Origin of the sequence: Alicyclobacillus fodiniaquatilis, from assembly GCF_042678105.1 — a bacterium.
GTDB classification, from domain to species: domain Bacteria; phylum Bacillota; class Bacilli; order Alicyclobacillales; family Alicyclobacillaceae; genus Alicyclobacillus; species Alicyclobacillus fodiniaquatilis.
Genome location: NZ_JBHUCX010000035.1, coordinates 282794 through 309656 on the forward strand (window position 1 = coordinate 282794; position 26863 = coordinate 309656).

General features: G+C 44.0%; 23 protein-coding genes. 8 read left to right on the top strand and 15 right to left on the bottom strand.

Annotated features, from left to right (window positions below):
* The first annotated feature begins 218 nt into the window (after nucleotides 1–218).
* Nucleotides 219–1001, top strand: coding sequence for a DeoR/GlpR family DNA-binding transcription regulator (locus ACFSB2_RS14605; protein ID WP_377943811.1), 783 nt, complete (start codon nucleotides 219–221; stop codon nucleotides 999–1001).
* A 1088-nt stretch (nucleotides 1002–2089) separates the two neighbouring features.
* Here ACFSB2_RS14605 and ACFSB2_RS14610 read toward each other — a convergent pair.
* The 6 genes from ACFSB2_RS14610 to ACFSB2_RS14635 all read right to left on the bottom strand — a co-directional run bounded on the left by ACFSB2_RS14610 (nucleotide 2090) and on the right by ACFSB2_RS14635 (nucleotide 8953).
* Nucleotides 2090–3229, bottom strand: a complete 1140-nt coding sequence (locus tag ACFSB2_RS14610; RefSeq protein WP_377943812.1) for a protein kinase family protein — start codon at nucleotides 3227–3229, stop codon at nucleotides 2090–2092.
* 37 nt (nucleotides 3230–3266) lie between these two features.
* Nucleotides 3267–3893 carry a TrmH family RNA methyltransferase gene (locus tag ACFSB2_RS14615; protein ID WP_377943843.1) on the bottom strand — a complete coding sequence of 209 codons (627 nt, stop codon included), beginning with the start codon at nucleotides 3891–3893 and terminating at the stop codon, nucleotides 3267–3269.
* Between the two features lie 502 nt (nucleotides 3894–4395).
* The gene (locus tag ACFSB2_RS14620; RefSeq protein ID WP_377943813.1) at nucleotides 4396–5259 is read right to left on the bottom strand and encodes a GNAT family N-acetyltransferase; all 864 of its coding nucleotides are present in this window, start codon (nucleotides 5257–5259) and stop codon (nucleotides 4396–4398) included.
* A gap of 233 nt (nucleotides 5260–5492) precedes the next feature.
* A complete protein-coding gene (gene pdxR, locus ACFSB2_RS14625; RefSeq protein WP_377943814.1) occupies nucleotides 5493–6953 on the bottom strand; it encodes a MocR-like pyridoxine biosynthesis transcription factor PdxR in 1461 nt (486 codons plus the stop codon).
* Nucleotides 6954–7052: 99 nt separating this feature from the next.
* Nucleotides 7053–7526: a hypothetical protein gene (locus ACFSB2_RS14630; RefSeq protein ID WP_377943815.1), complete on the bottom strand. Its 474-nt coding sequence runs from the start codon at nucleotides 7524–7526 to the stop codon at nucleotides 7053–7055.
* Nucleotides 7527–7735: 209 nt separating this feature from the next.
* Complete coding sequence (locus ACFSB2_RS14635) at nucleotides 7736–8953, bottom strand: MFS transporter (protein WP_377943816.1); 1218 nt, start codon at nucleotides 8951–8953, stop codon at nucleotides 7736–7738.
* A gap of 407 nt (nucleotides 8954–9360) precedes the next feature.
* On the opposite strand from ACFSB2_RS14635, the gene ACFSB2_RS14640 reads away from it, so the two are divergent.
* Nucleotides 9361–9591 carry a hypothetical protein gene (locus tag ACFSB2_RS14640; RefSeq protein WP_377943817.1) on the top strand — a complete coding sequence of 77 codons (231 nt, stop codon included), beginning with the start codon at nucleotides 9361–9363 and terminating at the stop codon, nucleotides 9589–9591.
* A gap of 583 nt (nucleotides 9592–10174) precedes the next feature.
* Here the strand turns inward: ACFSB2_RS14640 and ACFSB2_RS14645 are convergent.
* Complete coding sequence (locus ACFSB2_RS14645; protein WP_377943818.1) at nucleotides 10175–10885, bottom strand: SDR family NAD(P)-dependent oxidoreductase; 711 nt, start codon at nucleotides 10883–10885, stop codon at nucleotides 10175–10177.
* A 95-nt stretch (nucleotides 10886–10980) separates the two neighbouring features.
* Between ACFSB2_RS14645 and ACFSB2_RS14650 the strand changes: the two genes are divergently transcribed.
* A complete protein-coding gene (locus ACFSB2_RS14650; RefSeq protein WP_377943844.1) occupies nucleotides 10981–11340 on the top strand; it encodes a MerR family transcriptional regulator in 360 nt (119 codons plus the stop codon).
* 409 nt (nucleotides 11341–11749) lie between these two features.
* Here ACFSB2_RS14650 and ACFSB2_RS14655 read toward each other — a convergent pair.
* A protein-coding gene (locus tag ACFSB2_RS14655; protein WP_377943819.1) for an IS3 family transposase occupies nucleotides 11750–12870 on the bottom strand; the annotation gives its coding sequence in 2 pieces (ribosomal slippage) (nucleotides 11750–12621 and nucleotides 12621–12870; 1122 coding nt in all).
* A gap of 116 nt (nucleotides 12871–12986) precedes the next feature.
* The gene (locus ACFSB2_RS14660) at nucleotides 12987–13580 is read right to left on the bottom strand and encodes a TetR/AcrR family transcriptional regulator (RefSeq protein ID WP_377943820.1); all 594 of its coding nucleotides are present in this window, start codon (nucleotides 13578–13580) and stop codon (nucleotides 12987–12989) included.
* A 136-nt stretch (nucleotides 13581–13716) separates the two neighbouring features.
* On the opposite strand from ACFSB2_RS14660, the gene ACFSB2_RS14665 reads away from it, so the two are divergent.
* A complete protein-coding gene (locus tag ACFSB2_RS14665; RefSeq protein WP_377943822.1) occupies nucleotides 13717–15126 on the top strand; it encodes an MDR family MFS transporter in 1410 nt (469 codons plus the stop codon).
* Nucleotides 15127–15457: 331 nt separating this feature from the next.
* Here the strand turns inward: ACFSB2_RS14665 and ACFSB2_RS14670 are convergent, their stop codons facing one another.
* Entirely contained in the window at nucleotides 15458–16579 is a 1122-nt protein-coding gene (locus ACFSB2_RS14670; protein ID WP_377943823.1) for a Fic family protein, read from the bottom strand.
* A 636-nt stretch (nucleotides 16580–17215) separates the two neighbouring features.
* Nucleotides 17216–17362 (bottom strand): DUF5343 domain-containing protein, encoded by a 147-nt coding sequence (locus ACFSB2_RS14675; protein WP_377943824.1) that lies wholly within the window; start codon nucleotides 17360–17362, stop codon nucleotides 17216–17218.
* A gap of 1023 nt (nucleotides 17363–18385) precedes the next feature.
* Here ACFSB2_RS14675 and ACFSB2_RS14680 point away from each other — a divergent pair.
* Both ACFSB2_RS14680 and ACFSB2_RS14685 read left to right on the top strand, forming a co-directional pair.
* On the top strand, nucleotides 18386–19627 hold the full coding sequence (locus tag ACFSB2_RS14680; protein WP_377943825.1) for a hypothetical protein: 1242 nt from the start codon (nucleotides 18386–18388) through the stop codon (nucleotides 19625–19627).
* 515 nt (nucleotides 19628–20142) lie between these two features.
* Nucleotides 20143–21243 carry a hypothetical protein gene (locus tag ACFSB2_RS14685; protein WP_377943826.1) on the top strand — a complete coding sequence of 367 codons (1101 nt, stop codon included), beginning with the start codon at nucleotides 20143–20145 and terminating at the stop codon, nucleotides 21241–21243.
* Nucleotides 21244–21600: 357 nt separating this feature from the next.
* Here ACFSB2_RS14685 and ACFSB2_RS14690 read toward each other — a convergent pair whose 3' ends face one another.
* Nucleotides 21601–22500, bottom strand: a complete 900-nt coding sequence (locus ACFSB2_RS14690) for a hypothetical protein (RefSeq protein WP_377943827.1) — start codon at nucleotides 22498–22500, stop codon at nucleotides 21601–21603.
* 134 nt (nucleotides 22501–22634) lie between these two features.
* Between ACFSB2_RS14690 and ACFSB2_RS14695 the strand changes: the two genes are divergently transcribed.
* The gene (locus ACFSB2_RS14695; RefSeq protein WP_377943828.1) at nucleotides 22635–22874 is read left to right on the top strand and encodes a helix-turn-helix domain-containing protein; all 240 of its coding nucleotides are present in this window, start codon (nucleotides 22635–22637) and stop codon (nucleotides 22872–22874) included.
* Nucleotides 22875–23297: 423 nt separating this feature from the next.
* Here ACFSB2_RS14695 and ACFSB2_RS14700 read toward each other — a convergent pair whose 3' ends face one another.
* Entirely contained in the window at nucleotides 23298–23849 is a 552-nt protein-coding gene (locus tag ACFSB2_RS14700; protein ID WP_377943829.1) for a recombinase family protein, read from the bottom strand.
* 209 nt (nucleotides 23850–24058) lie between these two features.
* On the opposite strand from ACFSB2_RS14700, the gene ACFSB2_RS14705 reads away from it, so the two are divergent.
* A complete protein-coding gene (locus ACFSB2_RS14705; RefSeq protein WP_377943830.1) occupies nucleotides 24059–24355 on the top strand; it encodes a hypothetical protein in 297 nt (98 codons plus the stop codon).
* Nucleotides 24356–24983: 628 nt separating this feature from the next.
* Here ACFSB2_RS14705 and ACFSB2_RS14710 read toward each other — a convergent pair.
* Nucleotides 24984–25811 carry a replication initiation factor domain-containing protein gene (locus tag ACFSB2_RS14710; protein WP_377943831.1) on the bottom strand — a complete coding sequence of 276 codons (828 nt, stop codon included), beginning with the start codon at nucleotides 25809–25811 and terminating at the stop codon, nucleotides 24984–24986.
* Nucleotides 25812–25915: 104 nt separating this feature from the next.
* Nucleotides 25916–26692, bottom strand: coding sequence for a hypothetical protein (locus ACFSB2_RS14715; protein ID WP_377943832.1), 777 nt, complete (start codon nucleotides 26690–26692; stop codon nucleotides 25916–25918).
* Between the last annotated feature and the right edge of the window lie 171 nt (nucleotides 26693–26863).

Sequence of the window (26863 nt, forward strand, 5' to 3'; positions counted from 1 at the left end):
TTAAAACCAAGCGATATTCTATCGGTAATCATTGAATCAAAACAAAACAATCAACACATACCAATCAAATTTAAGCAAAATAAGAAATAAAATATAAACATATGATAACACTAAAATAACATGAATGGTCGCAATTTCCCCTAATCATGTGCTAAAATGAAAATCAGATATAACAAACAATAAAGTGGTGAACAAGATTGAACTTTGAGGTGAAAACGATGAATGCAAGTGAAAGGCGCAGAACAATCACCGAGTTGGCCAAAAAAAATAAAGAACTCACCATTGAACAATTACAACTTCAGTTTGGCGTAAGTGATGTTACTTTGAGACGAGATCTCGATATTCTAGAGTCCCAAGGATATTTACGAAGAGTACGTGGAGGCGCTGTATTAAACAGCTCACCTCAATTGGAGATAAGGCTTCAGGAGAAGCTGGGTCAAAATAATGCGTTGAAAAGAGAAATTGCGAAGGTGGCAGCATCTCTGGTTGAAGACGGGCAAGTAGTTATGTTGAGCGGTGGAACGACTACTCAATACATAGCTCGCGAATTGTGCCAAAAAAAAGACATTACCATCGTGACTCCAGCTATCAATATAGCTACAGAAGTGGTTGGTTATGACACAGTAAATTTGGTGGTTATTGGTGGGATTGTACGCAGAAACTCCTATGTCGCATCTGGACATATGGCTGATGAAGCTTTAATTACAATGAACGCGGACTACGCTTTCGTCGGGGTAGATGGTGTGGACATTTTGGCTGGATTTACTACGCCCAACCTAATGGAAAGCCGTACAGACAGAACGATGCTCCATACTGTGACTCAACCCGTAATTGTTGCTGACCATAGTAAGTTTGAAAAGGTGGCATTCTCGCCGGTAGCTCGATTGGATGAGGTGGCGTTACTTATCACCGATAGTGAAGCACCGGAGAATTACATCGAACAATTACAAGAGGCAGGTTGTAAGGTTCTGTCGGCACACAGAAATTCATCGAAATTCTAGAAGACAGATAACCGAGTTCTATTACTGTGATTTTATGTTCATAAAAGAACTTGGTCCGTATTGCAATAAACATGCCGTTTGTGAACAAGTGTATCAGGCGCGTTTCGCTTGGTCACAATAACGCAGTTTTCCAGGATCTCATTCGTTTATCATGCACTTCCAGCCTACCTCCGGCCCGAACTGATCCTTACAGGTCGCGGATGCATTGTCCCATGAACTTCACAAGATGTGGTTGCCCATATCCCATGTCATGGTAGGAGCGCGCTCACAATTCAGAGCGGGCTGATTTGTCACCACATGGTTGCAGACACACTTGATTCGCAGCAAATGTATTCATTCCGAAAATAATAGCAAAAGACACTGGATAGATAGGCCCCATCCGGCTTTTGCTATTATACAGGATTAAAAAATCCGAATTTGATTTCACCATTCGTTCACCGCTATATACAATGCGTGATAAATAATTGGTAGGTGCGTTCCTGAATCTCTGATGTTGACGAGTATGGGTCTCGAACTGTTATCACTAGCGTTGCATTAATGTTCTTGTAAGATCCACGGTATTTTGTCTTCAGAGGTCGAAGATAAATAAAAAGTTCCTTATCATGAAGGAAGGGTAGTGTCTGTCCAAATCCACGAAAAGGAACTCTAGCATGGATACACTACATGTTCTTCTTGTTTTGTTCAATGGAACTCGTTTCTAAATTTCGATCACGTCAGTCCATCGTTGACTTGTACGGTGACCGATCGCCATGTCAAAACTCGATCTGGGGACTGGGAGCTTTGTTGATGGAGATGGATGAGCAGTGGACGACAAGTCTATCTGACGATGGACGACTACTGGGCCTGGTGAAAGACCCAGTTTGATAGGCAACCAGCTTAAGAAATAACCGAAGAGGGAAAGTACACACAAATTCGGACTTGATCAGTCAAATTTTATAAAATTATTACAGAACTGTCTGTTCCATTGTTGCCACATTTATATCATAAAATATACACTCAGGTGTACAAAATGCCGTAATCGACTTGTTCGTAAAGGTGCTATACATAAAAAATCTCCATTATCGCGATCACGCCTCATAGGCGAAACACTAGATTCCCGACTCAGACAAGGCAGAAGCTTTCGGTGACAGCACTGGATCAAACCCGGTTGTTGCACAAACCGACTGAATCTCCTCGACTGGGAAGGGTGTCGTTCTGCTCTCCCAAACAAGCTTACCGTAAAACTCGTTCATCACAGCAGCTATGGGTGCGTACCGCTTGATGATGGCTGCGGCTGAAGCCATCATCTCTGTTGTTGGTTCGTAACCATCAGCGCACCGGCGTATGAAGTCGACACGCGCTTTCCGTTCCTCCGCGCCAGTCAAAGCGCTGACTAACCAATTCACAAGCTCCATCACCACATAACATCCATCATGCAGCCTATTCTGCGCGAAAAATTCCTTTTCTGTTTCGGACAATTCAAAGCGAGCGGATGTCACAAGACCGAAGTCTGAAATGTAAAGACGCCGTCCATCGGTGAGCACATTTCTAAAGTGGACATCAAAGTGCAGCAACCCGTTCGCGGTCATGAACGCAGTCGAGGAGCGCAAGCTGTGCTCCACCATGGCGAACGCAGTGTTCGCTGCTTCTTCGCCGCAGGCGATTTGCTCGGTTAGCCAGTCGTGCAAATGATAGGGGACGTACTCACAGAATAGCATGACACAATTCGCGGCCTGTTGAATTGCCTCAAGGCGATTCCGCACCGCCGTGGAACCGTCATAGAACGCGACCATGCGTGAAATGTCGCTCAGTTCCTCGTGAAGAGGCGTTCTGCGTTCGTGGTTTGAGAGCACCCGCCAGTGATACATCAACGGAAAGCTATCGGAACGTTTCGCCAGCACCCAATTGGTGGTCATTGCGTGCGCGGCGACCTCGCGCCACACGCCACTCCCCGGTGAACCTATACCATAGTGGCAAAACGTTGGAAGTTGGAATACATTTGCGGTGGACATGACATGCTCCGCTTGTATTTCCAAATCCGTAAGTGGAATGATCTTCACGAACACCGATATGTCCTCAAGCCGCAACAACGCCGTCGTGCCACCAATACCGGTACCAAAGATGGTAGCTTCTGCGACTAACTCGCGAAGCCGTTCATCACTAAGCAGCGCCAGGGCAGTGGACACTTCGGCGAAACGCGCAAGCCGAGCCTCATAAGACATATCAGACTCCGTTGGTGATAACCGCATCGAGGCACCTCACCTCCCGCTTGGAACTGCTCTTTATCTACGTAGAAAAAGTATAGCACGCGATGCCTACCGCAATGGCCAAGTTCAGTGAATCAATGGATTCATCGTGAGGGATGTACACCGACTCACTAAGGTTGTGGTACTCCTCACTCAAACCCGTTGCTTCATTGCCGAAGATCAAACTGAACGGGCCGTGCGGATGATGATTGTAAATAGCTGATAGCGAGTGCCTGCCATTCACCATAAACGCGTAGATCCGGCGATTGCCGAATTCGCTCAAATATGTGTCAATATCATCAAAATACGCGCATCTCATCCTGAAAATAGCGCCCATCGAAGCCCTGACGACGCGTGGATCGAATATATCAACGGCAGGGCGGATGATGGCAACATCTATGATGCCAAAACCTAGGGCCGTACGCAGAATCGTCCCCAGATTGCCCATATTGCTTGGATTCACAAGGACAATATGATTCGCGTCGTGATCGACCGATTTGCTATATTTGCGAAATACACCGATTGCGTGGCAGCCCTCCCGCGGCGATAGCCGTTCGATCCACTGGTCATTGATGTAAATATCGATGCCCCCCATCGCGCATTTTTCGTATAATTTCTCCTCCCCAACGCCGGGCGTTATTCTTGAACTGATGATGATGTACATCACTTTATCCAACTGTGCGTCAAGTAACTCCAGTGTCGGGAATACGCCAAAGGAATACGCGTATTCGAGATTTTTTTATATGGTTTTGGCCTTGTTGGTGTCACGGAGCCACTTCCCCCTTTAATATTGGAATGCCTAAATCAACACAAAGAGGCTGTAGATGAACGCTGACGCTCATCTACAGCCTCTTTGGAAGAAGATATCGCCTTTTTGGGTAAGCCAAAAATGGAGTTACCCAAAAGCGCATATAAATTCCGCACAGAACGCACGAATTTAGTCCGTATCTTTTCCGATGAAACCATAGGTGTCACATGCCATCGTTCTTCACAACGTTGTTCCTAAACGGGCATACTCAAACAAGACTATGCTTTTCCGCGACGAACAACGATTCAGTTAATTTACATTAACTGACCAAAAACGGCATGTATCACTGTATGGCTCACCTCGCACAATGGATGTGATTATAATAATTGATGAAGATTCAAAAAACAATGGTTCCTTGTCATCAAACCATTTTATCAAGTGTGTATTGACCTGGCTGCGCTGCAAAACCCATTCTTTGGTTCACCCGAAGGATGCGATCATTCGTGGAATCGTTGTAGGTCCGAATAAATTGCCCACCGTTATTCTTCGCGTACTCAGCAGATTTTACCTTGACTGCCAACGCAAGCCCTCTACCACGATAATCGCGATCCACCCCCGTAAGAACACAGTTATACCACTGATCTGGCATCCGCGTGAGGACTGACATCGCCACCCAGCGATGATCATCCACAATGAGCTGAATGGCGGACGGCTCCCACGGCGCCATATGTTTACATATGTACTTCATGGTATCAAAGTCCGGGAATTGCATCCTATCGGCATTGGGAACATCGCTGGTCAATTCCATCATCACATCAAAGAACCGGCTGAACATCTCGTCCGTATCTGGATAATCCGCCAAAGTAGCGAATTTCAAACCAGTAGATCGAACAGATTGTAAAGTAGTCGAGAACGAATGGGGATCGAACTTTTGTAAGTCAAGGACGGAATTAAACGTATGGATGCTCTTCGCGAAACCCAATCTCTCCAGCCAGTTCAACTGTTCTTGTTCTGTTTCATAGACAAATGTAGACAGGCGTTTTGCACCATTTTGTTTGGAAAACTGAAGGATATGATCATATATATGCTTGCCGATGCCAGATTTCCGCCATTCCTTTGCAACCAAAATCACGAAATTGAAGTCCCCTGGGCTGGTACCTGGATCCCATGGCCCGCTTACGACCCTGCCGTATCCAAGCATCTGACCAGATTCACTGACCACCGCAACACGGTGCAGGATTGTGTTGGATTGACACTTCTGTTCCTGATCTGAAAGTACATTCACAGAAGGCATTTCCTGAGATGCTTCACAAACCACGTCTTTATAGTTATGTGATGTCAGCGTTTTGATTTCATACAACAGCTACTTCACCCCCCTATACCTATGTGGTTGCATTTCAACTAAAGGTAGGCCCGTTATTTTCTTGCGCCAATATGATAATTTTACCACTGTTTGAATAGTGGGAAATCCGACTTTAGTCCCATTCAGATGAACTCAGCTTTGTCAGCAGCCTTCCATCACAAAATCGCGTGATGTCCCACTGCCTGATTCATATGCTTTCGTATGAGTTCGGCGAGCAGACCGATGCCTTCATCAATCCGTTTTGGCGTCTCCACGCCGTAGCTGATGCGCAAATAATTCGTCGGCGCATTTGCAGCAAAGAACACCCTGCCGGGCGCAAACGTGACTTTCGCCTGGTTGGCGTCCAGATACAACGCTGTGGTATCTATCTGCAGCGGACAGCGCACCCAAATGCCAAGACCGCCTTCAGGTTCGCTCCAGGTCACATCTTCTGGCATGTAATTTCGCAAAGCTTCTAAAGTCGCGTCTCTGTGTTGACGGTATACCGCCAAAACCTTCCGCAAATGTGGATTGAATTGGTCATTGTCGAGAAAAATGGTGAGCGCGCGCTGAAACAACCCTGGATTGCTGATATCATACATCTGTTTGCGCAAGGTCAGACGACGGATGACGTCCGGTGGCGCCACTATATAGCCAATCCGCAACCCCGGTAGCAACGACTTTGAAAACGAGCCGCAATGAATCACAGGCCCACCCAACGCATGCAAGGCTGGAGGGGATTGGCCAAACAGCTGAAGCTCGCTGCAGACCCCATCTTCGACAATGGTCACATCATACTTCGAGGCGATCTCGATGAGACGTTTGCGACGAGCGAGATCGAGCGTCACGCCGGTCGGGTTTTGAAATGACGGCATGGTGTAGAGCAACCGAGGCCGCATGCGTTTGAATACGTCCTCCACGACGTCCATGTCGATCCCGCCGTTGGCGACGGACACGGGGACAACCCGGACACTGTGCCCGGCGCAGATGCCCAGCGTGCCCATGTAACAGGGACTTTCCACCACGACACACTCACCAGGCGCGGCCAATTCGCCAATGACAAGGCTGATGGCTTGCTGTGCGCCAGATGTGATCATGATCTCCTCCGGCGCAGCGACGATCCCGCGATCCATCAGATGCCTGGCAATGGCTTTCCTAAGCGGCCCGTACCCTTCAGAAGGTTCATATTGAAGCGCAGCGCCAATGCCATCGTTCAGCACAGCCCGCAAATACCGGTTAAACGCCTGTAATGGCAGATGATCAGGCGATGGAGAATTAATCGCGAAATTGATGGTGCATTCCTGAGCTGGACGATTGAGAAAATCGTACATCAACCCAGGGGTTGAGGAGAGTTCAGGTGATAGATACACGGGTTGCGCAGATGACTTAGAAGAGGCGGTGACCACCGTACCTTGCCCGACTCGCCCCTCCACCAGTCCACCGGCTTGTAGTTCTGCGTAGGCCATCGAGACAATCGTCTTGCTGACACCATGCCGTTCTGCCATCGTGCGAATAGACGGCAGAACGCTGCCTGAAGAAAGATTCCCAACAGCAATCTGCTGTTTGATGAACTGGACCATCTGCAGGTACATCGGTTCCGACGAGTTTCGATTGAGTGGAATTTGCATATGCTGCATTAAAATCGCCCCAAACGAATGATTGATTGGGACAATTATACTGGGACATTTCCTTTGTGGATAGAAACAATATAGGTACACTCAGATGCCAAATTGTCCTCATAGCCCAGCGAAATATCCCATCCGTCGGTATGTGAGCCCATCGACATCGAGACGAAAGCCCAGTTTTGTCCACATCGGCGCGTCCTTCTCTTCTGGCGCACAGCTTACCCATCCGTGATACCCGTTCTCTTGACTGAAATCGATAGCCGCTTCGACAAGCTTGTGCTGGATTTCTCGATACTGTTCCCTATCATGGCGGCTAGGCTGGGCAATGACGATGTGCTGAATGCGAAAAGCGCCTTGACGCGGCCATAAAAAGCCACACAAAACACCTACACACTCGTCATTGCAGCTTAAGACGCAAACGCTCGGAAATGGTTGCCACCGCTGAACGGCTGACCAGGTTTCGTAGAGAATCAAACCGAGGTTATCCATGCTTTCTTGCTGGTGTTGCGGCCAGCTTTTTGCGATCCTGCGGAGTTCCCTGTACATCCGCTTGTCCGGCAACCATCTCAACGTAAATTCGCTCATCTTGCTTCCCCCCAAATCCGTTGAACTTGCAACGGATTATAGCGAAGCCAAACAGGAGGTTTGTAGATACAATTCACGTGAAAAAAAGGATGGGATTGTCTTGCCATAACTGAAGAGAAGACACGAGATGAGTGCAATCAACTAGGGGACTTGTGAAAAGTCTTTTGGTCATACAGTCTGACGGATTTTCACATGTCCCCTAGTGTGCTCTACCCTTCGGACAACGACCGCATCCGCCTGAGCGACGGGAACAAATACATCCACAGACCCGCGACAACGATTGTCCCCAGGCCACCGAAGAATGCCGCCGGAACAGCGCCAATAAACCCTGCCACCATCCCTGACTCGAACTCGCCCAATTGGTTGGACGTCCCGATGAAAAGCGAGTTGACCGCATTCACTCTCCCCCGCATCTCATCAGGCGTTTGCAACTGAACAAGTGAAGAGCGGATCACAACGCTGATGACGTCCGAAGCCCCGACAAGAAACAATGCCACCAAAGACACGATCATATTGGTTGAAATTGCGAAAAGCATCGTGGCCAAGCCAAAAACGGCGAGCGCCCCGAACAATGTGGGACCATACGCCTTTTTGAGCGGGAAATACGCAAAAATGAGCGACATCACCAATGCGCCGATCGCCGGCGCAGTCCGCAGAAGCCCCAGCCCCCAAGCGCCCGTATGTAAAATATTCTGCGCAAAGATCGGCAGGAGCGCCGTCGCCCCACCCAGCAGAACAGCGAAGAGATCAAGCGAGATGGTGCCTAAAATCACTGGACGATGGTAGATGAAAGCCAAACCAGAGAAAAGTGAACGTATGGATACGCGTTTCAACTCGCGAGCGCTTCTCTCCACGTGGATGAAGCAAGTGAGAATCCCAGCGACGAACAGCGCCGCAGTGGAAGCACCGTACACGTAAGAAGGGCCTAATGAATAAAGCAGCCCACCAAGCGAAGGTCCGAGTATCTGCGCCAATTGCCCGCCCGAAGTGCTCCACGCGATGGCCTGCTGCAGGTTCTCTGTTGGGATCAACTGCGGCAAGAGCGCAGAAGACGAAGGCCCTTCGAAAGCTCGGCAAGCGCCGATCACCGCCGCTGCTAGCAGAATTTGTTCGCGATTCGGCGTCCCGACCAGATTCTCAAACAGCAGAAGGCCAGCGATGCCGCCTTCGATAAATCGACATAAGAACACGATCTTGCGACGGTCAAAGCGATCCGCCACATGACCGACAATCAGTGTAAGCCCCACCATCGGGATAAACTGGGCAAGTCCCACGAAACCGAGACTAAAAGCATTGTGCGTCAACGAATACATTTGCCATCCGATGGCGACAGATAACATCTGGAAAGATGTCGATGACAAAATTTGAGAGATCCAATAATTTGTAAATGATGATTGCCTGAGAATGGAGTCCTTTGACTGTTGCAAAATATCATGCACCCCCTTTGCTGGAAATGAACAAGACGTTTGAAACCTCTTACTTGAGATACTTTATCAGTATACTATTATTTTTATATGACTTTCTTCAATGTGAAGCAGAGCAACCACCTTTCGCCGCATGGATGTTTCACGTGAAAACAATGACCATTCAGATAATATCCTCCGCAATTGCGAATCCCAAATTTACTGTTCAACATTCGTTATCATCAGCCAGGAACGACAGTTATAACTTGCTGTGCTAAATTCCCTGCATTTCATCGTTTCAAATCAGATTCCACGTATACATCAGCTTAGAAAAGGTAACAAAGATATTAAAGATTATCGTTGGCGACATGGCCGCACGACTTTCCCGGCCTAATACCGACCAAATTCTAATATTTTGGAGGCATGGCATCATGAAAATGGAAGCTGTTCAAGAACAACTCCAACAATGGGGAGAATTGATCGTCACCACGGCAGCAGGAGACTCTTATGAAATTCACTTGGGAGATTCCACATTTGATTTGAAGGGACGCATCCTGAAACTGAGCACGCCAAACGCGGAGTATTTAATCGACGGCGACGCCATCGAAAATGTGAAGAAACACTATGGCCACAAGGTTGATTCCGGCGACACGCACCATTGAATTCATGGCAAATCCCTCACTTCCTTCTGGGGAGTGAGTTTTTTTATGTAAATCTCACATATGTACAGACCATGCAAAGCGCACCCACCTGCCACAATGAAAACAACGGGCCTCAACATTGATCGAGGCCCGTATCTGTCACTTACTCATTACCCACTGTCCACGTGGTTCCATCCCAAACACGCTTAAAACCGACCCGCTTCCAAAAGTTGAATCAAATTCCACATTGGCATACAAGCGTTGGATCCTGCCAATACCATGTTCCAAGCCGCTTACCAGCGAGCCAATTCACGCGGCGAGATCCGGGAGAACGTTCGCTTTGACGAGTTGGTTCACCTTTTGTGGGGCACATACCGAGGCATGTTCAGGTGTGGTATCAGGATCAAACAGGGCAGGATTTGGCCGTCCTGACGCAAAGCTGTTAGATATTATTTTTGACGGTGTATTGCAGCCAACCTTGAAGACAGTCATCCATAAATGCTAGCATCCCGATTCGCAAACTGCTTGGACTTTCCATCGGCCGTCAAAGCAACGGATCTATACAAAAAGCAGGCCCCACATGCTGCGGGACCTGCCCATCCAATCACCAGGCCATGACGCCATTTTCATCTAAAAATTCCCCATTGTGACGCTTCCCGTCGGTTGCATAATCCACGATAATGGCCGCCCCAGCGTCTTTTGATTTACCGCCCTTTGCATTGCCGTTTAAATCGGTTGTGGTGAAACCAGGCGTCACCGCGAATACCTGCGCTTTGCTGTCTTTTAACTCAAGCGCCATGGACACCGTCATTGCGTTGTTTGCCGTCTTGGACGAATTATAGTCAAACGCGTTTGGCGCAAATGCAAAGTTTTGCATGTGATGCAGCGACGCCATATCGGTTGAAACATTCACGATGGTGCCTGCGTTTTTCTTGATCAATGGAAAGAGAAGTTGATTCAAGCGAAATGTGCCGAAGAAATTCACTTCAAACGCGTTGCGCAAATCCTCTTCTTTGGTTTCGCTAAATGAAGGGGAAAATTTGCCCGGCATACCCGCATTGTTGATAAGGAGCGTCAAATCAGGGTAGTTTTCTTTGATGGTTTCGACTGATTTTTCAATGCTCTCCAGATCCGTCATGTCAATTTGCACAAATATCACATCTAATCCCCGAGCTTTCAATTCAGAAACTGCAGCTTCGCCGCGTTCAACGCTGCGCGCGCCAAGTAATACCGTCCAGCCGATTTCACCAAGCTGTTTGGCGATTTCAAAACCAATCCCTTTATTCGCGCCTGTCACAAAAGCGATTTGTTTCATTTCTGGTCCTTCTTTCGTGAAGTGTCATTCCAACGACTCAAGTCTACTATGCTACACTTGGTGTAGGTCAAAGAAGAAGTTTGGAAGTGAGCAAAATGTTTACCATTGGGCAAGTCGCCAAAGAAACGGGATTGAATATAGGGGCAGTCCGTTTTTACGAAAGAAAAGGGCTTTTAGAACCAGCCGCACGCGACGAACACAATAACCGCCTGTATACTCAGCACGAAGTCGGTTGGCTGATTTTCATCAAATGCCTGCGTGAAACTGGCATGAGCGTGCAGGAAATCAAAGCGTACCGCGAGTTGGTCAATGCCGGCACTTCTACTTTACCCGAGCGGATCGAACTCATTCAAAACCAGAGGCAAAAACTGTTGAATGAAATTGAAGAGAAACGATCACAGCTCGTTCACTTGGATCATAAGCTTGAGCGTTATTATCGTGGGGAAAATTATTGACGTACGTGTATTCACCCTACATAAGAAACGAAATTGCCACCCATTTTCCGTCATCGGAAATGAGCAGCGACACTTGAGTCGATTGACCCCACAGGAAAACTCGTCGGCAAGGCGAATCTAGCAACCGCCGTGGTCGCCAGACTTGTGCCCCCAGCGTGCCCCTCCCGGTTACGGGCATACAAGATGTCCTACCCATTGCGAGCTTCCGAACCTGCAGTTGCACTCTGCTCCCGATGGCGGCTTCGGTTGGCCTGAATGGCGACTGCGACGACGAAAACCGCCTGCGATGAGCATGGCCACGTTCGCGACCTGCAGGCACGAGAGTCGCGCTGAACAGATTGAGGGACATCGCGAACCTTTTGAATCACCAAGGGTACAATACAACAAAGGGTGGATCGTCAACACTAAACTAGACAATATTTTTAAGATGGGTAGATTTGTATTCAATCGGTGTTGAGTAGCCGAGCGTACCGTGAATTCTGATGTGATTGTACCAGTGCACATAATCATCTAATTCAAGCTTTAGTTGTTTCAAGCTTTCAAAGTGACGCCCCCGAACAAACTCGGTCTTGAAGATTTTGAATGTTGCTTCAGCTACGGCATTATCATATGGACATCCTTTCAAACTCAGGGAACGCCGAATTTGAAACGCTGTCAGGGCTTCATCAATAAGCTTATTTTTAAACTCGTTTCCACGGTCCGTATGAAACATCTGGACGTTACTCAGGTTTCCCTGGATCGACGCAATAGCTTGATGAACAAGCTTTGCATCTTTGTGTGCACCGGCACTATGACCGATAATCTCGCGATTAAATAGATCAACTAACAAGCATACGTATTGCCATTTTCCTTCGACCCTTACGTATGTTAGATCACTCACAACGACGGCTAGATGCTCTTCTTGCTGGAATTGCCGGTTAAGCTCATTTGCTACCTTTGACTCGTTGCAGGAATCCACATGAGGCTTGTATTGTGTTACGGTATATACCGAAACAAGTCCGGCCTCTTTCATGATTCTGCCGATCCTTCGTCGAGATACAATCATGTTCCGTTTCTTCAATTCAACTTTGATCTTGCGAGTGCCATAGGTGTTTCGGCTGTTGTAGAAAATCTCTTGAATTGCTTCGACCAGTTCGTCTTCAGATTGTTTTTCCTGGGTCTCGTAGTAATACGTACTTCTGGGTAATTGTAGGACGCTGCACATTGCTGATATCGAGTATTTGTGCGCATTGTTGCGAATCACATTTACTTTCGTCCTATTATCAGCGCAGCTTGCTTTAAAATATCGTTCTCCATGAGCAGTTGCTTATTTTCTTTGCGCAAACGAATGAGCTCTTCCTGTTCAGGCGTGAGATTATCCTTCTCCTTAAATGACCCTGACGTTTTACTTTGCCGAATCCACTTATCCAATGCTGATGGCGTTAGCTCGTACTCACGGATGATGTCCTTCCGTGGCTTTCCATTCAGATAAAGTTGAACCATCTGTTGCTTGAATTCGGACGTGAAAGTCCTTCGTTCCCGTTGGGTCATTGTAGACGCTCCTTTATTTCGGTAGCCCCAGTCTACTCGACCTTAATTTTTCTGTCTAACAAAGTGTAGCCGGTCCAGGGCATACGTTCGGCCCTTCCGTCTCGCCGGAGGGACCTCTATTTTTTCCCTAAATAAATAGGCAACAGCACTTCATCTACCAATTGAGTCATGTACTCGTCCGTTACATTTCCGCTGTTGATGATGTACTCAAGGCGCAATAAATCAAAAGGCAGCGTCATTTGCAGTGTCGAGAATTCATGGTTGATCTCCCCGCGCTGGCTAGCAAATTCCTGGATCTTTTTCATCAACTCAATATTACCTTCTCGTGCCTGCTTTACCCATCGTTGTGATCCTTGATTTTTTTGACTCAATTCAAACAGCATCGCACTTAGGACTTCCGGACCCACTGCTTCAGAGAATTTATGATAGAGCCGTATAGCGGCCAATAGATCCGCACGCAAACTGCCATTTTCCTCGAACAAGTCAATCATATTCCCACCGAGGGCCCTTTCAAGCTTGTACCGCACCAATGCACGTAATAGGTCAATCGGTGTCTCATAGCGACGGTAAATCACAGAACGACTTGTCTCCGCTTGTTTGGCAACATTTTGGAATGTCAACTGCTCGTATCCTAAGTTTTTGATAATTTCATCGGCTGCTTCGAGAATCGCCACTTCTAACTCCTGTCCTCTTTTTCGTTCATCAGCCATGTTTAAACCACATCCAGACTAGTCTCAAGTTGATTTTATCACAAATTTTAAGATACATATTGTACTTTATTTGCTCCTGGTGTACACTCAGTACAAATAAGATACAAAATGAATCCTAATTGAGGAGAGATACAGCATGACCGGAAAGACGAAAGACGCATTGCCTAAAGGGCTCATCGGGGTGGCATTGGTCCTGGTACTTGGTGCCATTGCACCAATGCTGGACTCAACGATGGTAAATATGGCAGTAAATGATTTGGGCAAGGATTTCAACACCTCGCTCGATACCATTCAATGGGTCGCCACGGGATATGTCTTAACAACAAGCATAGGCGTCCCCTTTTCGGGATGGCTCATCAATCGTTTCGATGGCAAGATCATTTATATGGCAGCACAAAGTCTTTTTTTACTTGGCTCCCTTCTGTCTGGGGTTTCATGGAATATTGAGAGCCTCATTATTTTCCGCCTGATTCAGGGATTTAGTGCCGGGCTGATTATCCCATTATTAACAACGCTGTTAGTCCAAGCGGCGGGGCAAAAGAACATCGGGAAATTGATGGCAATTGTAGGAATGCCCATTATTATCGGTCCTATCCTTGGACCAGTCATTGGTGGGGTCTTCGTAAATTACTTGACCTGGCGCTGGATTTTCTTTATAAACGTCCCTGTTTGCCTGATAGCACTGTATTTCATTTTCACAAAGTTACCGAGATTTGCTGCAGCCGATAGGCAAGCAAAACTGGATTGGTTCGGCATCTTATTGCTAGGCGTGTTGTCTGCCAGCTTCATTTATGGAATTACAAAAGCCGCATCAAGTGCTGGATTTGATAATTCCTACACTATCATATTTGTAGCGATTGGGATTGCTTTACTAATTGGGTATTTCATTTATTCTTCGTTACGGCCTAAACACGCCGTTGTGCCTTTAAGTTTATTCAAGTTTAGAAGCTTTACCGCATCCATCATCGCATTATTCTTGGCAGGTATCGGGACGAACGGCCCTATGCTGCTCTTACCTCTATTCTTTCAAAATATTCAAGGAGAGACAGTCATCGTTGCCGCGCTTGCGCTCATTCCACAAGGATTGGGCATGTTTATTGCAAGGCCATTAATTGGGAAGCTGATTGATAAAAGCGGCGCCAGAAATGTTGTCATCATAGCGGCAGTCATTACGTTTATCGGGACGATACCCTTTTTGTGGTTCTCATCCGAAACACAGTTTTGGTTGATTGCCATCGCGTTGTTCATTCGCGGAATCGGCGTAGGAGGCATTACCATTCCGGTCATGGCAGATTCTTATACCGGTCTTTCGAAAACGCAAATTCCCCAAGCCAGTGTTGCGACACGTATTATTCAAAACATAGGTGGCGCATTTGGATCCGCTGTATTAGCCACGGTCGTAGCAGCGCAAATAAAAGATGGTACCTCGACCCTCGCGCGCCTGACTACGGCTTACCACGACGGGTTTCTGGTGGCCGTCGTACTGAATGTGGTTATCTTTATTCCAGCACTATTTTTGACCAATAAAAAAAGGCACGAAATTTAAACTGTACTCCGTTGATGGTAAAGGTTCCAAGGCTCTCAACCGGGAAGCCTTGGTTCAACACTTTAATCTTGGTCAAGAATCACTTTCCCATTCAACCTTAACCCGAACGCTCTGGATCACCTGCAGCACCAACGCGCGGTCCTCCGGTGAACGCGCCACCTGCAACCCTGAAACGGATCTTGCCAAGGGGCAGATCGTTAGGTTCTTCTCTCCACGAGGTTCCCCATTAGAACCGTCTCTGATCAAGCTTATAACGCTTGCCGTTATTTTTGGTATGGTTCACCGTAACAGGTCAAACGGCAAGTTCAATCAAATCGCTTCGGGAAAATGATTAATCCTTCATGATATATCCAAGATCAGACTGACTCAAGCCAGCATATTCAGAGCCGACAGCGTATAGAGTAATCCTGCGTTCACCGCCGGCTGGACTTAAAAGTCCTTTCTCTAACCACCGTTTCGCCCAATTAGTTGCTGTGCGCGGAGATACATGAAACAAATCTGCAATCTCCTTAGGTTTTATAAACCCATCACGGTCTAATAGAGCGCGTAATAGCACGATTTCATTAGGTTCCAATTTTGAGACCAATGGGTGGACCACAGGTTGACTATTCTGCTTTGCCCTAGAAGCCACGCGTTCAAAAGCATACCCCATAATTCGAGTAAAATAGCCGATCCAAGGCGCTAAATCTGGAGGATGATTGCGACCGTCGTAGTACAAGACTGGTAACCCCATTTGAATGTTTCTATAATAACCCTCAAGGTCTGACACATAATATTCTTCCATGGAATTAAATCCACGTAGATTGTATCCGCCCGTTGAAAGTATATATGTAGCTAACGCCCTTGAAGTTCGACCATTTCCATCCTCGAAAGGATGAATTGTTAAGAGCTGATATGCAGCTATTGCGGCCTTTATCGGCACAGGCAATGACTGCTCTACTTGAACCCATTCGACGAAATTTTTCATCAGCTCGGGCACATCTGTCCATTCAGGTGGAATGTAGTCGGGTTGGCGGGATTGAGTATCGTAAACGGCAAACAAGACTCCTGGAGGCGTTGGCCCCCTGTAGGTACTTTGCTTGACTCTTCGACCTGCACCACTTCTCTCAATAATCGCGTGCAAACGTTGAATAAATGATTCTGTGATTGGCACTCTTAGTTTTCTCGCGGTGTCGAGGAAAGTCAGTGCATCCCAGTAGTTCCTTACTTCTTCTTCTGCACGAATCCGTGCAGCCTCATGACGAGACTGCACAATCTCCGATACCTGCTCCAAACTCAATGGATTGCCCTCTATTCGCGTCGAGTAATGCGTCATTTTAAGGTGGGCTTCCTTTCGTAGACTTCGTGCTACGTCCACTGGGATCGGAAGAATATCGACCATGACCTTTGATTTTTCAATTAACATTAAATCCTTAACAATATCGTTGGTATACGTGAATCGGGGTTGATACATTGACTGTCAACCACCTTCGCTATTTTACTCTATTATAACCCAATTAGAGAAAATTCGTTTCCCTATTTAGGAAAACAACGAAATTCGTGAAGCCTGATGCAAGTGATCACGGTAGGAACTTGAACACATTCCTAGTGCATGCAAGAAACGCTGATCGACAGATACGCCTTGCAGATATTCGGTGTGGTTGGCAAATTGGAGCACAACACCATCGTGAACAACGGCAAGATGGGTATCAAGCACTGAGGCTAGAATAGAGGAGTGCAAGCGAAAGCCTCGCCTTAGTTACCAGGGTGGTCAAGGACGGCAACGAAAGAGTTAACGTTGAATCGCTTAAAGGAACTTAAGGCAGATGCCGATCACTTGAAAACTCGTCAATTGGCACTGTGTACGTAACTGGGATCTCAGCAGCACGTAAACGTGTCACCTATACCGCTTGTCGTCAAGGCACTGTTGACGAAGTTCCACTAATGGAGAAGTCTCCGCTAGAGCAGCAAAAGGTGCTACTGTACATGATGATTCGCTGACTCGAAATCAAGGACCGAAACGTCGGTTCCATCGAGATATGCCTAGACAAGAGGTTGCAGGGCAGTTTTTTGATCGAAGGCCCTTCCGGTTCGCCGGAGTGCCGTTTGATTATAAAGGTCGGTCATTCGAACTCGTGAATTCCAACTGCTGTAGAAACTTCTGGCTGAACCTTTCTGGCGCTTTTGCAGCAATCAAAGCATTGAAAAAATCGTTTATGTTTTTGGTAGTCTGTAAATATGAGCTTGTAAGAGCCATACCAACTCACCCTACCTTATCTGAAAATAATTCCATTTCAGATTAGAGCAGTGACGCAATTAATGCAAGGAGATTTCGCACGAGGTGTTTTGCGCCATTTTCCACGGGTTCTCGTCGTTCAACCCTCCGGTAAAAAAACCGTTGCCGTTACTTGTGATACGGTTCACCGTAACACCACTAAGCACACTCTTAATTTCGATAGACACGTTTATCTAACGGTCTAAAATACACAGAAGTAGACATCCAAAACAAATTTAATGATTTTTGTGGTTAATAAAGGGACATGTTAATAAAAAAACAAATAAATACCCAAAATACGGAATAACACTTGCATTGATGTGTATGATAATAATTAAAGGGGCGTTGCACCGCCCCTTATTTGTTTACCTATGTTGCTGAGAAATTATGACGCTCAAACTGATTGCACTCAGTAAAAGAGCCGAAAATGAACAACAGGCTGTCAGAATACTGCAAACGGTATTTGTGATAGCCATTTTTTGACCTCCTTTCCCTGAGAAGAGTGCATACTACGCCTTCATGCGATGTAGCCATTGTTTTCTTGTTTCTCCCCTCAATTATACAGTAGGCACGGTGAACTTAAGCCTTTATGTAGATCTCTTAAACAGCGTAAAAGCAGTTTACGCTAATCGATAAATTGTGATATATAACATACTCTTGGACACAATGCAAATGAAAAGCGAACTAACAAATACATTGAATACCTGACGTATTTATGCTACTCAAACACAGTGGAACATTCCTCTAATCATATTTGCTGTGAATCTGCGGGAAGTGTTTGTTTTGTAAAATTCAAAATGTTTTTATGAACCTTGGCGTAAATCCACTGGTACTAATCGACATTATGAAATATATGATAATAAATCCGTTCCGATAATAGTCAGCACACGAGAATAATAGTTCTAAACGTTAGGATTTTAAGAGGTTTTCTCCATAACTTGTCGAATTGTGGTGAATAAATGAAGATTATTCAATTCATCACCAACTAAGATAGGATGAGATTTGATGAGTGTACAGGAACCACAAGTCCGTTCAACAAATGATATTAAATTTATAATGAAACTCATGTCGACCAACCAAAAAAAGAAATTTCAATTAATACAAAGTTTTATTCGGAAAAACTTCCGCGATGTAGATGGTTTCGACGAATTGTCTGAACTTGAAGTTGATTTGCATAAGTTAACGGACGACGCTTTAGCAGATTTATATGAATTTATGGATCAGACATATTCTCAGGGACAGCCGTATTTTATCTACGAATTCTGCCTCAAAGATAATGTAACACAGCAGAATCTGAAGGAAAAAATAGAAACAGGATTACCCCAAAACAAATCATTAAGTGTTGATAACAAATACCCACGTGTCGAAATAACTCGTATTAGTGAAGTCGAGTATCATGAAAACCACTGTCTGCGGTTTAGCATAACTTATGAACAGTTTGTAGAGACCCCTAGAAGGCAAAGCGACACTGGAGAAGAAAGTAAAGCGAAAACTTCACTTGATGTGATTTTTGATTTCCAATCATCATTACTTTATTTTACGTGCGGAGAGAACAAATACGCACTCGCTACAAAGAGAGTAATAATGCACTATCTGCTAGACACCTTCAGTCACTTCTCTGCATTTTCTATGACCTCATCGGTAAAGAAGACCAAGTTCGAAGGTGATTTTTCAAATCTAAGTAAACAGTCGATCGTGACCCTTGATTATCTTGATTCGAGCGTTGAAAAAAATAACTATGAAATTACGAACTACTTACGCATCGCGTTCTCGAATGTAACCAGCGAAAAGGTTAAAGGCGTACGTCTGAGTGGTAGTAATTTGTTTGAAAGTATAGAAATGGCTGAACGAATAAGATTTGGAGACACAATTAAGTCTGTAAAATTCACCTTACGTCACCATAGAGTAACTACTTCCCAAAACCTAACGGGAAGTGGGACTTCATCGGCTGTACGCATGGACTTTACAAACTCTCTTAAAATTTTGTTTAGCGATGATGAAAATGTAGCACTTCACATAGACTTTGTTAGGCACTTAATGGCTACACTCAAAGAATCTTTGCAGAAGATTTATACTGAAACAGACGTAAAAACAAAGATACAGCCATTGATTGAACGTGCTGAGGCAAAAGACAACTTGATAGTCCAAGGCATTTTAAGTAGACTCAAGGAAAAAATTACCACACTATATAATGGAGACCCTGCAGGAAACTCGGTCATTAGCTTGTTAAATGAGTACATCGGATAGGTGATCGATTTGAAGTTCTCTGAGGGATTTTTTATGTTTAACATTAAGCCAATGTGCATGTGCGTAAAAAGCGACCTAGATACTTGTGCTGTTAAAAGCGAACTTTGGAAATGGTATGCACATATTCAAGGATTTGATTGCTATCATTATCACTGGACATTAAAGAATGTTTCTTGGGGAACGTTAGAGTACCACGATGCTCCTATATGGATTAATCGTTCGAGAGAATTGCTTATAACGTTTATCGTTAACGAACATCTTCTGCACGAAATTGCACGGGGGGTTAGACACAAATTTCAAGTGGAGTGTATCCCTGTTAAGCTTAAAATAAGTCAAGTCGAGAACTTGTCCCCAGAAGGAACATCTTTACAAAGATCCGATGGGGATTATTTCTCATACTTCAGTGAAGAAGTCGGTGTCAACGACCACGGCTTTGTACTGACTTCTTCACTTCTAAAAAACGACACAGATAGATTGCGGTATATAAATGCATTAATGATAGAGGAGTAGTTTTTGTGTTCAAACTTCTTTTGCTCGCTAATAAAGCAACGTCCGCTCATAGCTCCGTCAAACAAAAGACTGCCACCCTTCACGGTTTTCTCCACTTTATGACAAGCTATGTTGGCGGCTCTAGCCCTGCCGTTGAATACGTTTCTTGGCTAAGCGGTTTTATGTTTATGATTCTCAGTATTATCACAGTATTTCTTGCCTTCCAATTCCAAACCAATGTCTCTGAGTCCAAGAAAATAACATATCTATTCCGAGAGAAGGTTAAGCAGCATTGCAACACTCAAGACCTTCTTGCATTAATTTCAGATTACCAATATTACAAAACCCCTTCTATTGTCTTTGAAGGCTCGCTGAGTCTTAGTCGTGTCCTATTGGTATGTCTCATTGTGATCTGGATAGCCTCTGGGATCGCAAGAACTATAAAGGATTCCTTCACATCTGAAACCCAAGTAAATATCATTGCAATGGTCTTGGATTTATCGATTACGATATTATTCGTGTATCTGTCAACGAAACTAATAAAGATACTAAATGGAATTGAAAATGGTGACAGTAAATCCACCAATTCTGTTCTCGATGACATATTAGATATACAGAAACTCAAAAAGCATGGCTTTGAACTCCATGGCATTATAAATAATGCTAACATATGTTGGACTATAACGATTAACGGAGACGATCCAACAGCCGTGATATATTTTAACTCTGAAATTCAATTCCATAGTTATTCTTTGGTGCTTGGAATTAAAACAGATCAGTATACCGTATATGCAGGACTACCCGTTCAAAAAAAGGAATCTGAAACTGTAACAAAGTACATAAGTTTGAACAAGACAGAGCAGGATTTATTGAACAGTTTGTTAGCACTAAGACATTCAATGTCTTCTGCTGACATTTTTTTATGGGTACTCGTTGATGCTCATTGGTTTATTTTTGAAACACAACACACAGGAGACGATATTAACGATCTCCCAAAGAATATTCAAATCAGGGTTAACTCAAACGCAACTAAATTAAAAATGATAGAGCTTCCAAGCTTAATTCAGGAAAAAGTATCATCAGGTAAAGAGTTTGTAATAATTGATGCATTATCTTATCAGGGTTAAATAAGAGGAATATCACGTAGCGCTTTATGCTTTTGCATTGCGTTATTACAACTAAATTCCAAATTGTATATTAATGCAATTTTGTTTATATATTTGCGCAACAATTACACATTCCACATGTTCGGAGTGTAAAAATACGGGATCATTACTGTATAAGCATCGCAGCATCTACCCGCAAGTGAAACCTCCGCTTTACCACTACTTGTAGTACGTTTCACAGTAACAGGTCAAAGCACACACAGTTGTATGATCATTATGGTATACATTCAAATTTAGTCAAATTTAGTGTGATGCCAATTGCAAAGCCACAGTTGATTATGACTGTGATTTTGTACTAGTTGAGGATACTTATTGCACTCAATAATTCAATCCTACTGAGTCCTTGGCAGTCTCTCTTCCATTTTGAAACATTACTGTAGCTATCGCATTCGTAACTGGGTCTGTCCATTCATACGATTCCAAGTCATAGTCAGTGCCTTGACCAGCCTCACTTGTGAGCGTACCTTCAATCCCAAACAAAGCATTCACTTCATTAACCGTGTACGAGGAGTCTATACTATCAAAATTTGCTTGTGTCATTCCAACAACTCCCGTTGGAGAAGCACTTTGCGTACTATTGTCACCAGAGTCGTTAAATAGCGGCTTTGGAATGGAGATTGATACGCTATGAGACCCATACTGCCCACTGTATTTCAACTGGTGTATATATGCTAGTTTGTTTATGTCACCTCCATCCCCATCAAAATCCAGTCGGAATTTTTTCGATGACTTTGCAGGAATCTTCTCAATTGTTTCTTTCGGATCGGTTCCAACTGCTAGATCATCGTTAGCGGAAAAAACCAAAAAGGGAGTAAACTTAATATTCTTATTGTTATCTGTCTGACCATATAGATAGAAATCACTGGCCTTTATTTCCTTAATTTGATCTCCCGAATTATCAACTATTAAATATACAGACATAATCAAATCTCCAAACGTTCCATAATAGGAGTATGCATAAGTGATTTTTTGAATGGAAAGCGAGTGATCTGATAGATCGTTTGTCAAATCCGAGTCGACTGGCTGTGATCCAGATTTTACGGTTGGCACTCTTGAAACGCTATTATTTTGCTGATATTGAAATACTATGTACCCACCAAAAACCCCAAGCGCAATCAAAATAAAAAAAAGGATGACCAAAACAACCATCAATTTACCTTTACGCTTTTTCTTCGACGCTTTTCCTGTTGAATTCGAACCTACTTGTTTGACGCTCATGCCAATCACCCTTCACTTCTATATGACAATAATGTTTATGACAACCGTATTTTAGCACATCGCGCTCGAAATTCGGATTTAAATCCGTGGAATTGTAAGACAACCTCTCTGACCATTAAGTAGAGGGGATAATTGTGACTGAAGAACAGGCATTCGGAATCGTTCTGAGGAAATATAGGAAGCAACTGGGCATTTCTCAAGAGGAACTTGCATTTCGATGCGAGCTTGATCGATCATTCATTAGTCTTTTAGAACGTGGAATACAGAGTCCATCAATGAAAGTTGTGAGTAAACTTGCAATTGAATTAGGTGTCAGGGCAAGCACAATGATCTCAGAAGCTGAGGTGCTTTTCGAAGATTCTAAAAATAACTGACTGTCAGGTACTTTGTCAGTCAGTGTTATTTTCGCCCTTGTCATTCGAAACTTGAAGTGGATTTGGGAAATCTGTCAGCTACTGCAGCACGACGAAAAAGCTCCGAACGCACCGATGTAAAATATCCCCCAAGGGTTATTTTCCCTCTGTTTCCTACAACGTAACCGCTATATGTCTGTATCAAGCCTTCACCCTCCTCTCATCCGTTTTATTTTTGTAAACAGCAAGAAAAAATCCAAAATAAGAAAATGAAGCAAAAAGCTTGTAAGAGCCATTAGAAGGTTCAAACTCAGATTTTATTGATAGGAAAATAGCTGTCTGGCACTATATTTCATCATCACGTTGTGCCTGCCCCACAGGGCAGGGAGGATTAGTAAACAAAGGCGACATCCCTACCCTCGCTGCGCTTTATTTTTGCTAGCATTACCCATTTTTCTTCTTGGCACGGATCAGCGTAGATTTTGATATACCAGTCAAGCCCTCAACTTGTTTGTACGAGTGTGTATCTAGCAAACCCAAAGCATGATCCATTTGCTTCTTGGTGTATTTGTTTGGTCGTCCTTCTCGGAAGTCATCACGTTGTCTGGCAATTGCCTTACCTTCTTGGGTTCGCTCCACAATCATGTCACGTTCAAATTCAGCAAATCCGCTCATTATCGTCAGAATCAATCTGCCCGTTGGCGTATCCTCGACAAGCCCCATATTCAGTACATGTACTTTGATACCACGCTCAAACAATATCTTTACCGTATTGATAGCATCGACTGTGGAACGAGCGAAACGATCTAACTTAGTGACAACCAATGTGTCACCCACTTGTAACTTTGACAGCACTTCTTGGAATTTTGGGCGATCTACTTTCGTGCCTGTAAACTTTTCAGCATATATTTCGTCGCAACCCTCATTGTCCAATGTCTTCATTTGCGATTCTAAATCCTGAGATACCGTAGAGACTCGTGCATACCCTAATTTCATATCAATATTCTCCTGTTATTTATGACGCCAAGTTATGACACCGCCAGATACCTTGATATTACTGCATCGCCAAATAGGTGTCAATACTTAAAAGTTATAACACTTTGGCAACCAAACATTCCTGTCAATAGATGTGAGAATGAACTATGGGAGATTTATGATATTGCCGTATAATCAAGTGGTGTTTAAAAATAAGGGAGGTTATGTTGTTGGACGGTACTGACATCGCAGAATTGTTTTTCAGTTTTATCGCTGCAATTATTGGAATCATTATGATGGTTAGAACCAAACCATCGAAAGCGAAAATGGAAGAGTATCAATCCCTATTACAGAAATTGTCTATGCTTTCTCCTAAAGACCCTAGATATGCACTGATTAGGGCTAAGGCTCTTAACATCGGAAGGGAAGCATATCGACTAGATCGTAATAAAGGTAATTATAGAAGAACTGCTGCCTTAGAAGCCCGAATAAATAACGATATAATGGCTCATTCGCAATCATTGTGATGAAGTAACAAAGACCCATGCCTGTTCGTCAATTCGCTGTGTTATCTTGATCAAGCGCCCGCAAAGTACCTTCTATTTGTTGATTTTCTTGCACGTTGCATCTAATTATCATCTATATGGTAGCGGTGAATCTACCAACAAAACAAAGGGCAGCGCCACATGGATGCTGTCCTTGTAACGTGGCTCTAGCAATAAACAATCAGTCCTCGTCTACGACGCAAACTTCAAACTTCAAACGATTCCAGCACCGAGTATAATACGCATGTTATGTAGAATTCCACTTGGTTTTAATTGAATACATTTAACAGTGAGATAAAATCCCAATTTAATGTTAAATCCACTCGAAATGTCTTTCGCAAATTGTCTAATATTCCTTACCTTATTGACACTCGATGATACAATTGTGGCTCGTTCAATATGCATGAATAAACCAAAAAATACAACAAAATATAGCAACGACACCGAAGTGATAAATATTATTCACTCGTAAAATGAAATACGTTTGCCTGAGTCCCCCTCATCCCCCGTTACCAGACGCGTCAGATTGCCTTCTAACAGTCGATGGATATCCCACTAGGGGAGGAAATGCTGATAGGAGTCAAACGCTCACAACGACTCGTAGCACGTACTAGCCTGTCACTTCTAGATCGAACATTGCGAACCACAGCCACTCCATCAATTCAACCTTGTGTTCATTGAATATCTTCCAGAAATCTATCTTATGCTCTACAATCACCGATTGCAGGGCTTTCCTTTGTTTATTTTTTATGCCTTTCCAGTTGAAATTTATCCTTCGTACTATCTTTTTTAGAATATCCAATTCCACTTTTCGTAAGTTCAAAGCATACATGTCGGGAATCCATATGAACTTGTCCAACAGCATCTCTAACCAACGAACATCGTACAGGCTTGCTTCTGATAACTTAGGTTTTAATCGTATCTCAAACCTTGTTAAATCACCTGCATATTGTACTTGGTGATTTTCAAGCAATTCCTTAGCTTTATCGTAGCAGCATGCCCTTGCTCGACTTCTCATGGAGCCTATGTAATACGTTTTAGATCCCTTAATCTTCTTCCCATTTTCTTTCGCTTGCTTTACTTTTGTATTTCCCGTAATCAATGGCATCGAGCGTCCTACTGGCGTGGGTGAATCATAAGCCAGATCAATACGCTTAATTCTCCAATCAACACCTTGGATACGCATTATCGTTTTGATAGCGTCGGGTATATCCTTTAGTGTCTCGTATTCCATCATCACCATGACGTTGTAATATCGTCTGACGTATAGATTCTCTGGAAGGTACAGAATCGCGTAATAAGTCTGTCCCTTATTTCTCCATTTCGTATACTTATAGTTATTATTCCCTCCCGTAAACTGAATTGACTTGAACATTGCTCGTGTCTGCCGATAGTTAAACCGCGCTACAATGTGTAATTTATCAATACGAACCTCCAACTGTAATCACTCCATTTCTGCATCAAATTCTGTTAACAAAATGCTAATACAAATAGTCGGCTTTAAATGGTGAACTGTAGTATTCCTATATGACCCCGCCGTATTTACACGACGGCTGGGGTGTATTTAACTATATTCTTTCTGGTATATGCAATTGATACAATTGTCCCCTTTGGACGGTAGATTGCTCGTTTAGAAACGTCCAATTCTACAGGTTCCCCATATTCCTTAAACAAGGAAAACTTCTCTGTAGGCAATGACAAATCTACGTTTAAATAGATCTTTTGCAGTCCATCAAGATCTATATCCGTTTCAAGAGTCCCGTCGCTTGTTATCCATATTTCACCATTAGTGTTGTAGGTAAGTTTAAATCGTTCAAAGTCAATTAAGCGATACTTATCTAACACTGTTGCTAACTCCTGTAATTCCAGAATCTCAATAAACTCGTTGTGTGTCTTTTGGAAGGCCTTTTTATAATGGCCGAGATAGGCTGAATCAATGACCCATAACCCGATCTTCTGTTCATCGGTCAATGATCTGAAATCAATGGCTTTATAGTAGGAAATTAATTGGAGGAGCGTACTTAAGGCATATTTATCAGTGTAGTTTTCTCTGGAAATCCCAAGAAGATTATTAATGTTTGCCGATTGTTTGTTGTACAAACCGTTGAATACTGCAACATGATTATCCCAACATCTACCCTTACATAAAGACACATCCATTCCCACTGGTGTTAATGCGGACTCATTTATTCGATATACTTTGCTGAAATCATAAAAATAATTGATCTTATAGCCTTTGACTTGTTCCCCTATCTTACAAGACCAATGCGAGTCCAAATCATTGGTCAAAATTAAATTGCTAGGCTCTTCAAAATCCACCCACCTAGGGTAACGAATTCGATACTCTTCCTTCATTCATGCATGTGAAAGTTCCAGCACGCACTACTGTTTTTCGCAAGTGAAAAGTGCAAAGAATCGCGGCCAATTTGTGCATAGCACCGCCACACCGTTTGCGGAAAATTAAGACGAAATGGTAGACAGCGCGTGGCG

What these genes read in the sequence shown, in the direction of transcription:
- ACFSB2_RS14605 (WP_377943811.1), top strand. Translation starts at nt 219, where the DNA reads ATGAATGCAAGTGAAAGGCGCAGAACAATCACCGAGTTGGCCAAAAAA.
- ACFSB2_RS14610 (WP_377943812.1), bottom strand. Translation starts at nt 3,229, where the DNA reads ATGCGGTTATCACCAACGGAGTCTGATATGTCTTATGAGGCTCGGCTT.
- pdxR (WP_377943814.1), bottom strand. Translation starts at nt 6,953, where the DNA reads ATGCAGCATATGCAAATTCCACTCAATCGAAACTCGTCGGAACCGATG.
- ACFSB2_RS14630 (WP_377943815.1), bottom strand. Translation starts at nt 7,526, where the DNA reads ATGAGCGAATTTACGTTGAGATGGTTGCCGGACAAGCGGATGTACAGG.
- ACFSB2_RS14640 (WP_377943817.1), top strand. Translation starts at nt 9,361, where the DNA reads ATGAAAATGGAAGCTGTTCAAGAACAACTCCAACAATGGGGAGAATTG.
- ACFSB2_RS14645 (WP_377943818.1), bottom strand. Translation starts at nt 10,885, where the DNA reads ATGAAACAAATCGCTTTTGTGACAGGCGCGAATAAAGGGATTGGTTTT.
- ACFSB2_RS14650 (WP_377943844.1), top strand. Translation starts at nt 10,981, where the DNA reads ATGTTTACCATTGGGCAAGTCGCCAAAGAAACGGGATTGAATATAGGG.
- ACFSB2_RS14660 (WP_377943820.1), bottom strand. Translation starts at nt 13,580, where the DNA reads ATGGCTGATGAACGAAAAAGAGGACAGGAGTTAGAAGTGGCGATTCTC.
- ACFSB2_RS14665 (WP_377943822.1), top strand. Translation starts at nt 13,717, where the DNA reads ATGACCGGAAAGACGAAAGACGCATTGCCTAAAGGGCTCATCGGGGTG.
- ACFSB2_RS14670 (WP_377943823.1), bottom strand. Translation starts at nt 16,579, where the DNA reads ATGTATCAACCCCGATTCACGTATACCAACGATATTGTTAAGGATTTA.
- ACFSB2_RS14675 (WP_377943824.1), bottom strand. Translation starts at nt 17,362, where the DNA reads ATGGCTCTTACAAGCTCATATTTACAGACTACCAAAAACATAAACGAT.
- ACFSB2_RS14680 (WP_377943825.1), top strand. Translation starts at nt 18,386, where the DNA reads ATGAGTGTACAGGAACCACAAGTCCGTTCAACAAATGATATTAAATTT.
- ACFSB2_RS14690 (WP_377943827.1), bottom strand. Translation starts at nt 22,500, where the DNA reads ATGAGCGTCAAACAAGTAGGTTCGAATTCAACAGGAAAAGCGTCGAAG.
- ACFSB2_RS14700 (WP_377943829.1), bottom strand. Translation starts at nt 23,849, where the DNA reads ATGAAATTAGGGTATGCACGAGTCTCTACGGTATCTCAGGATTTAGAA.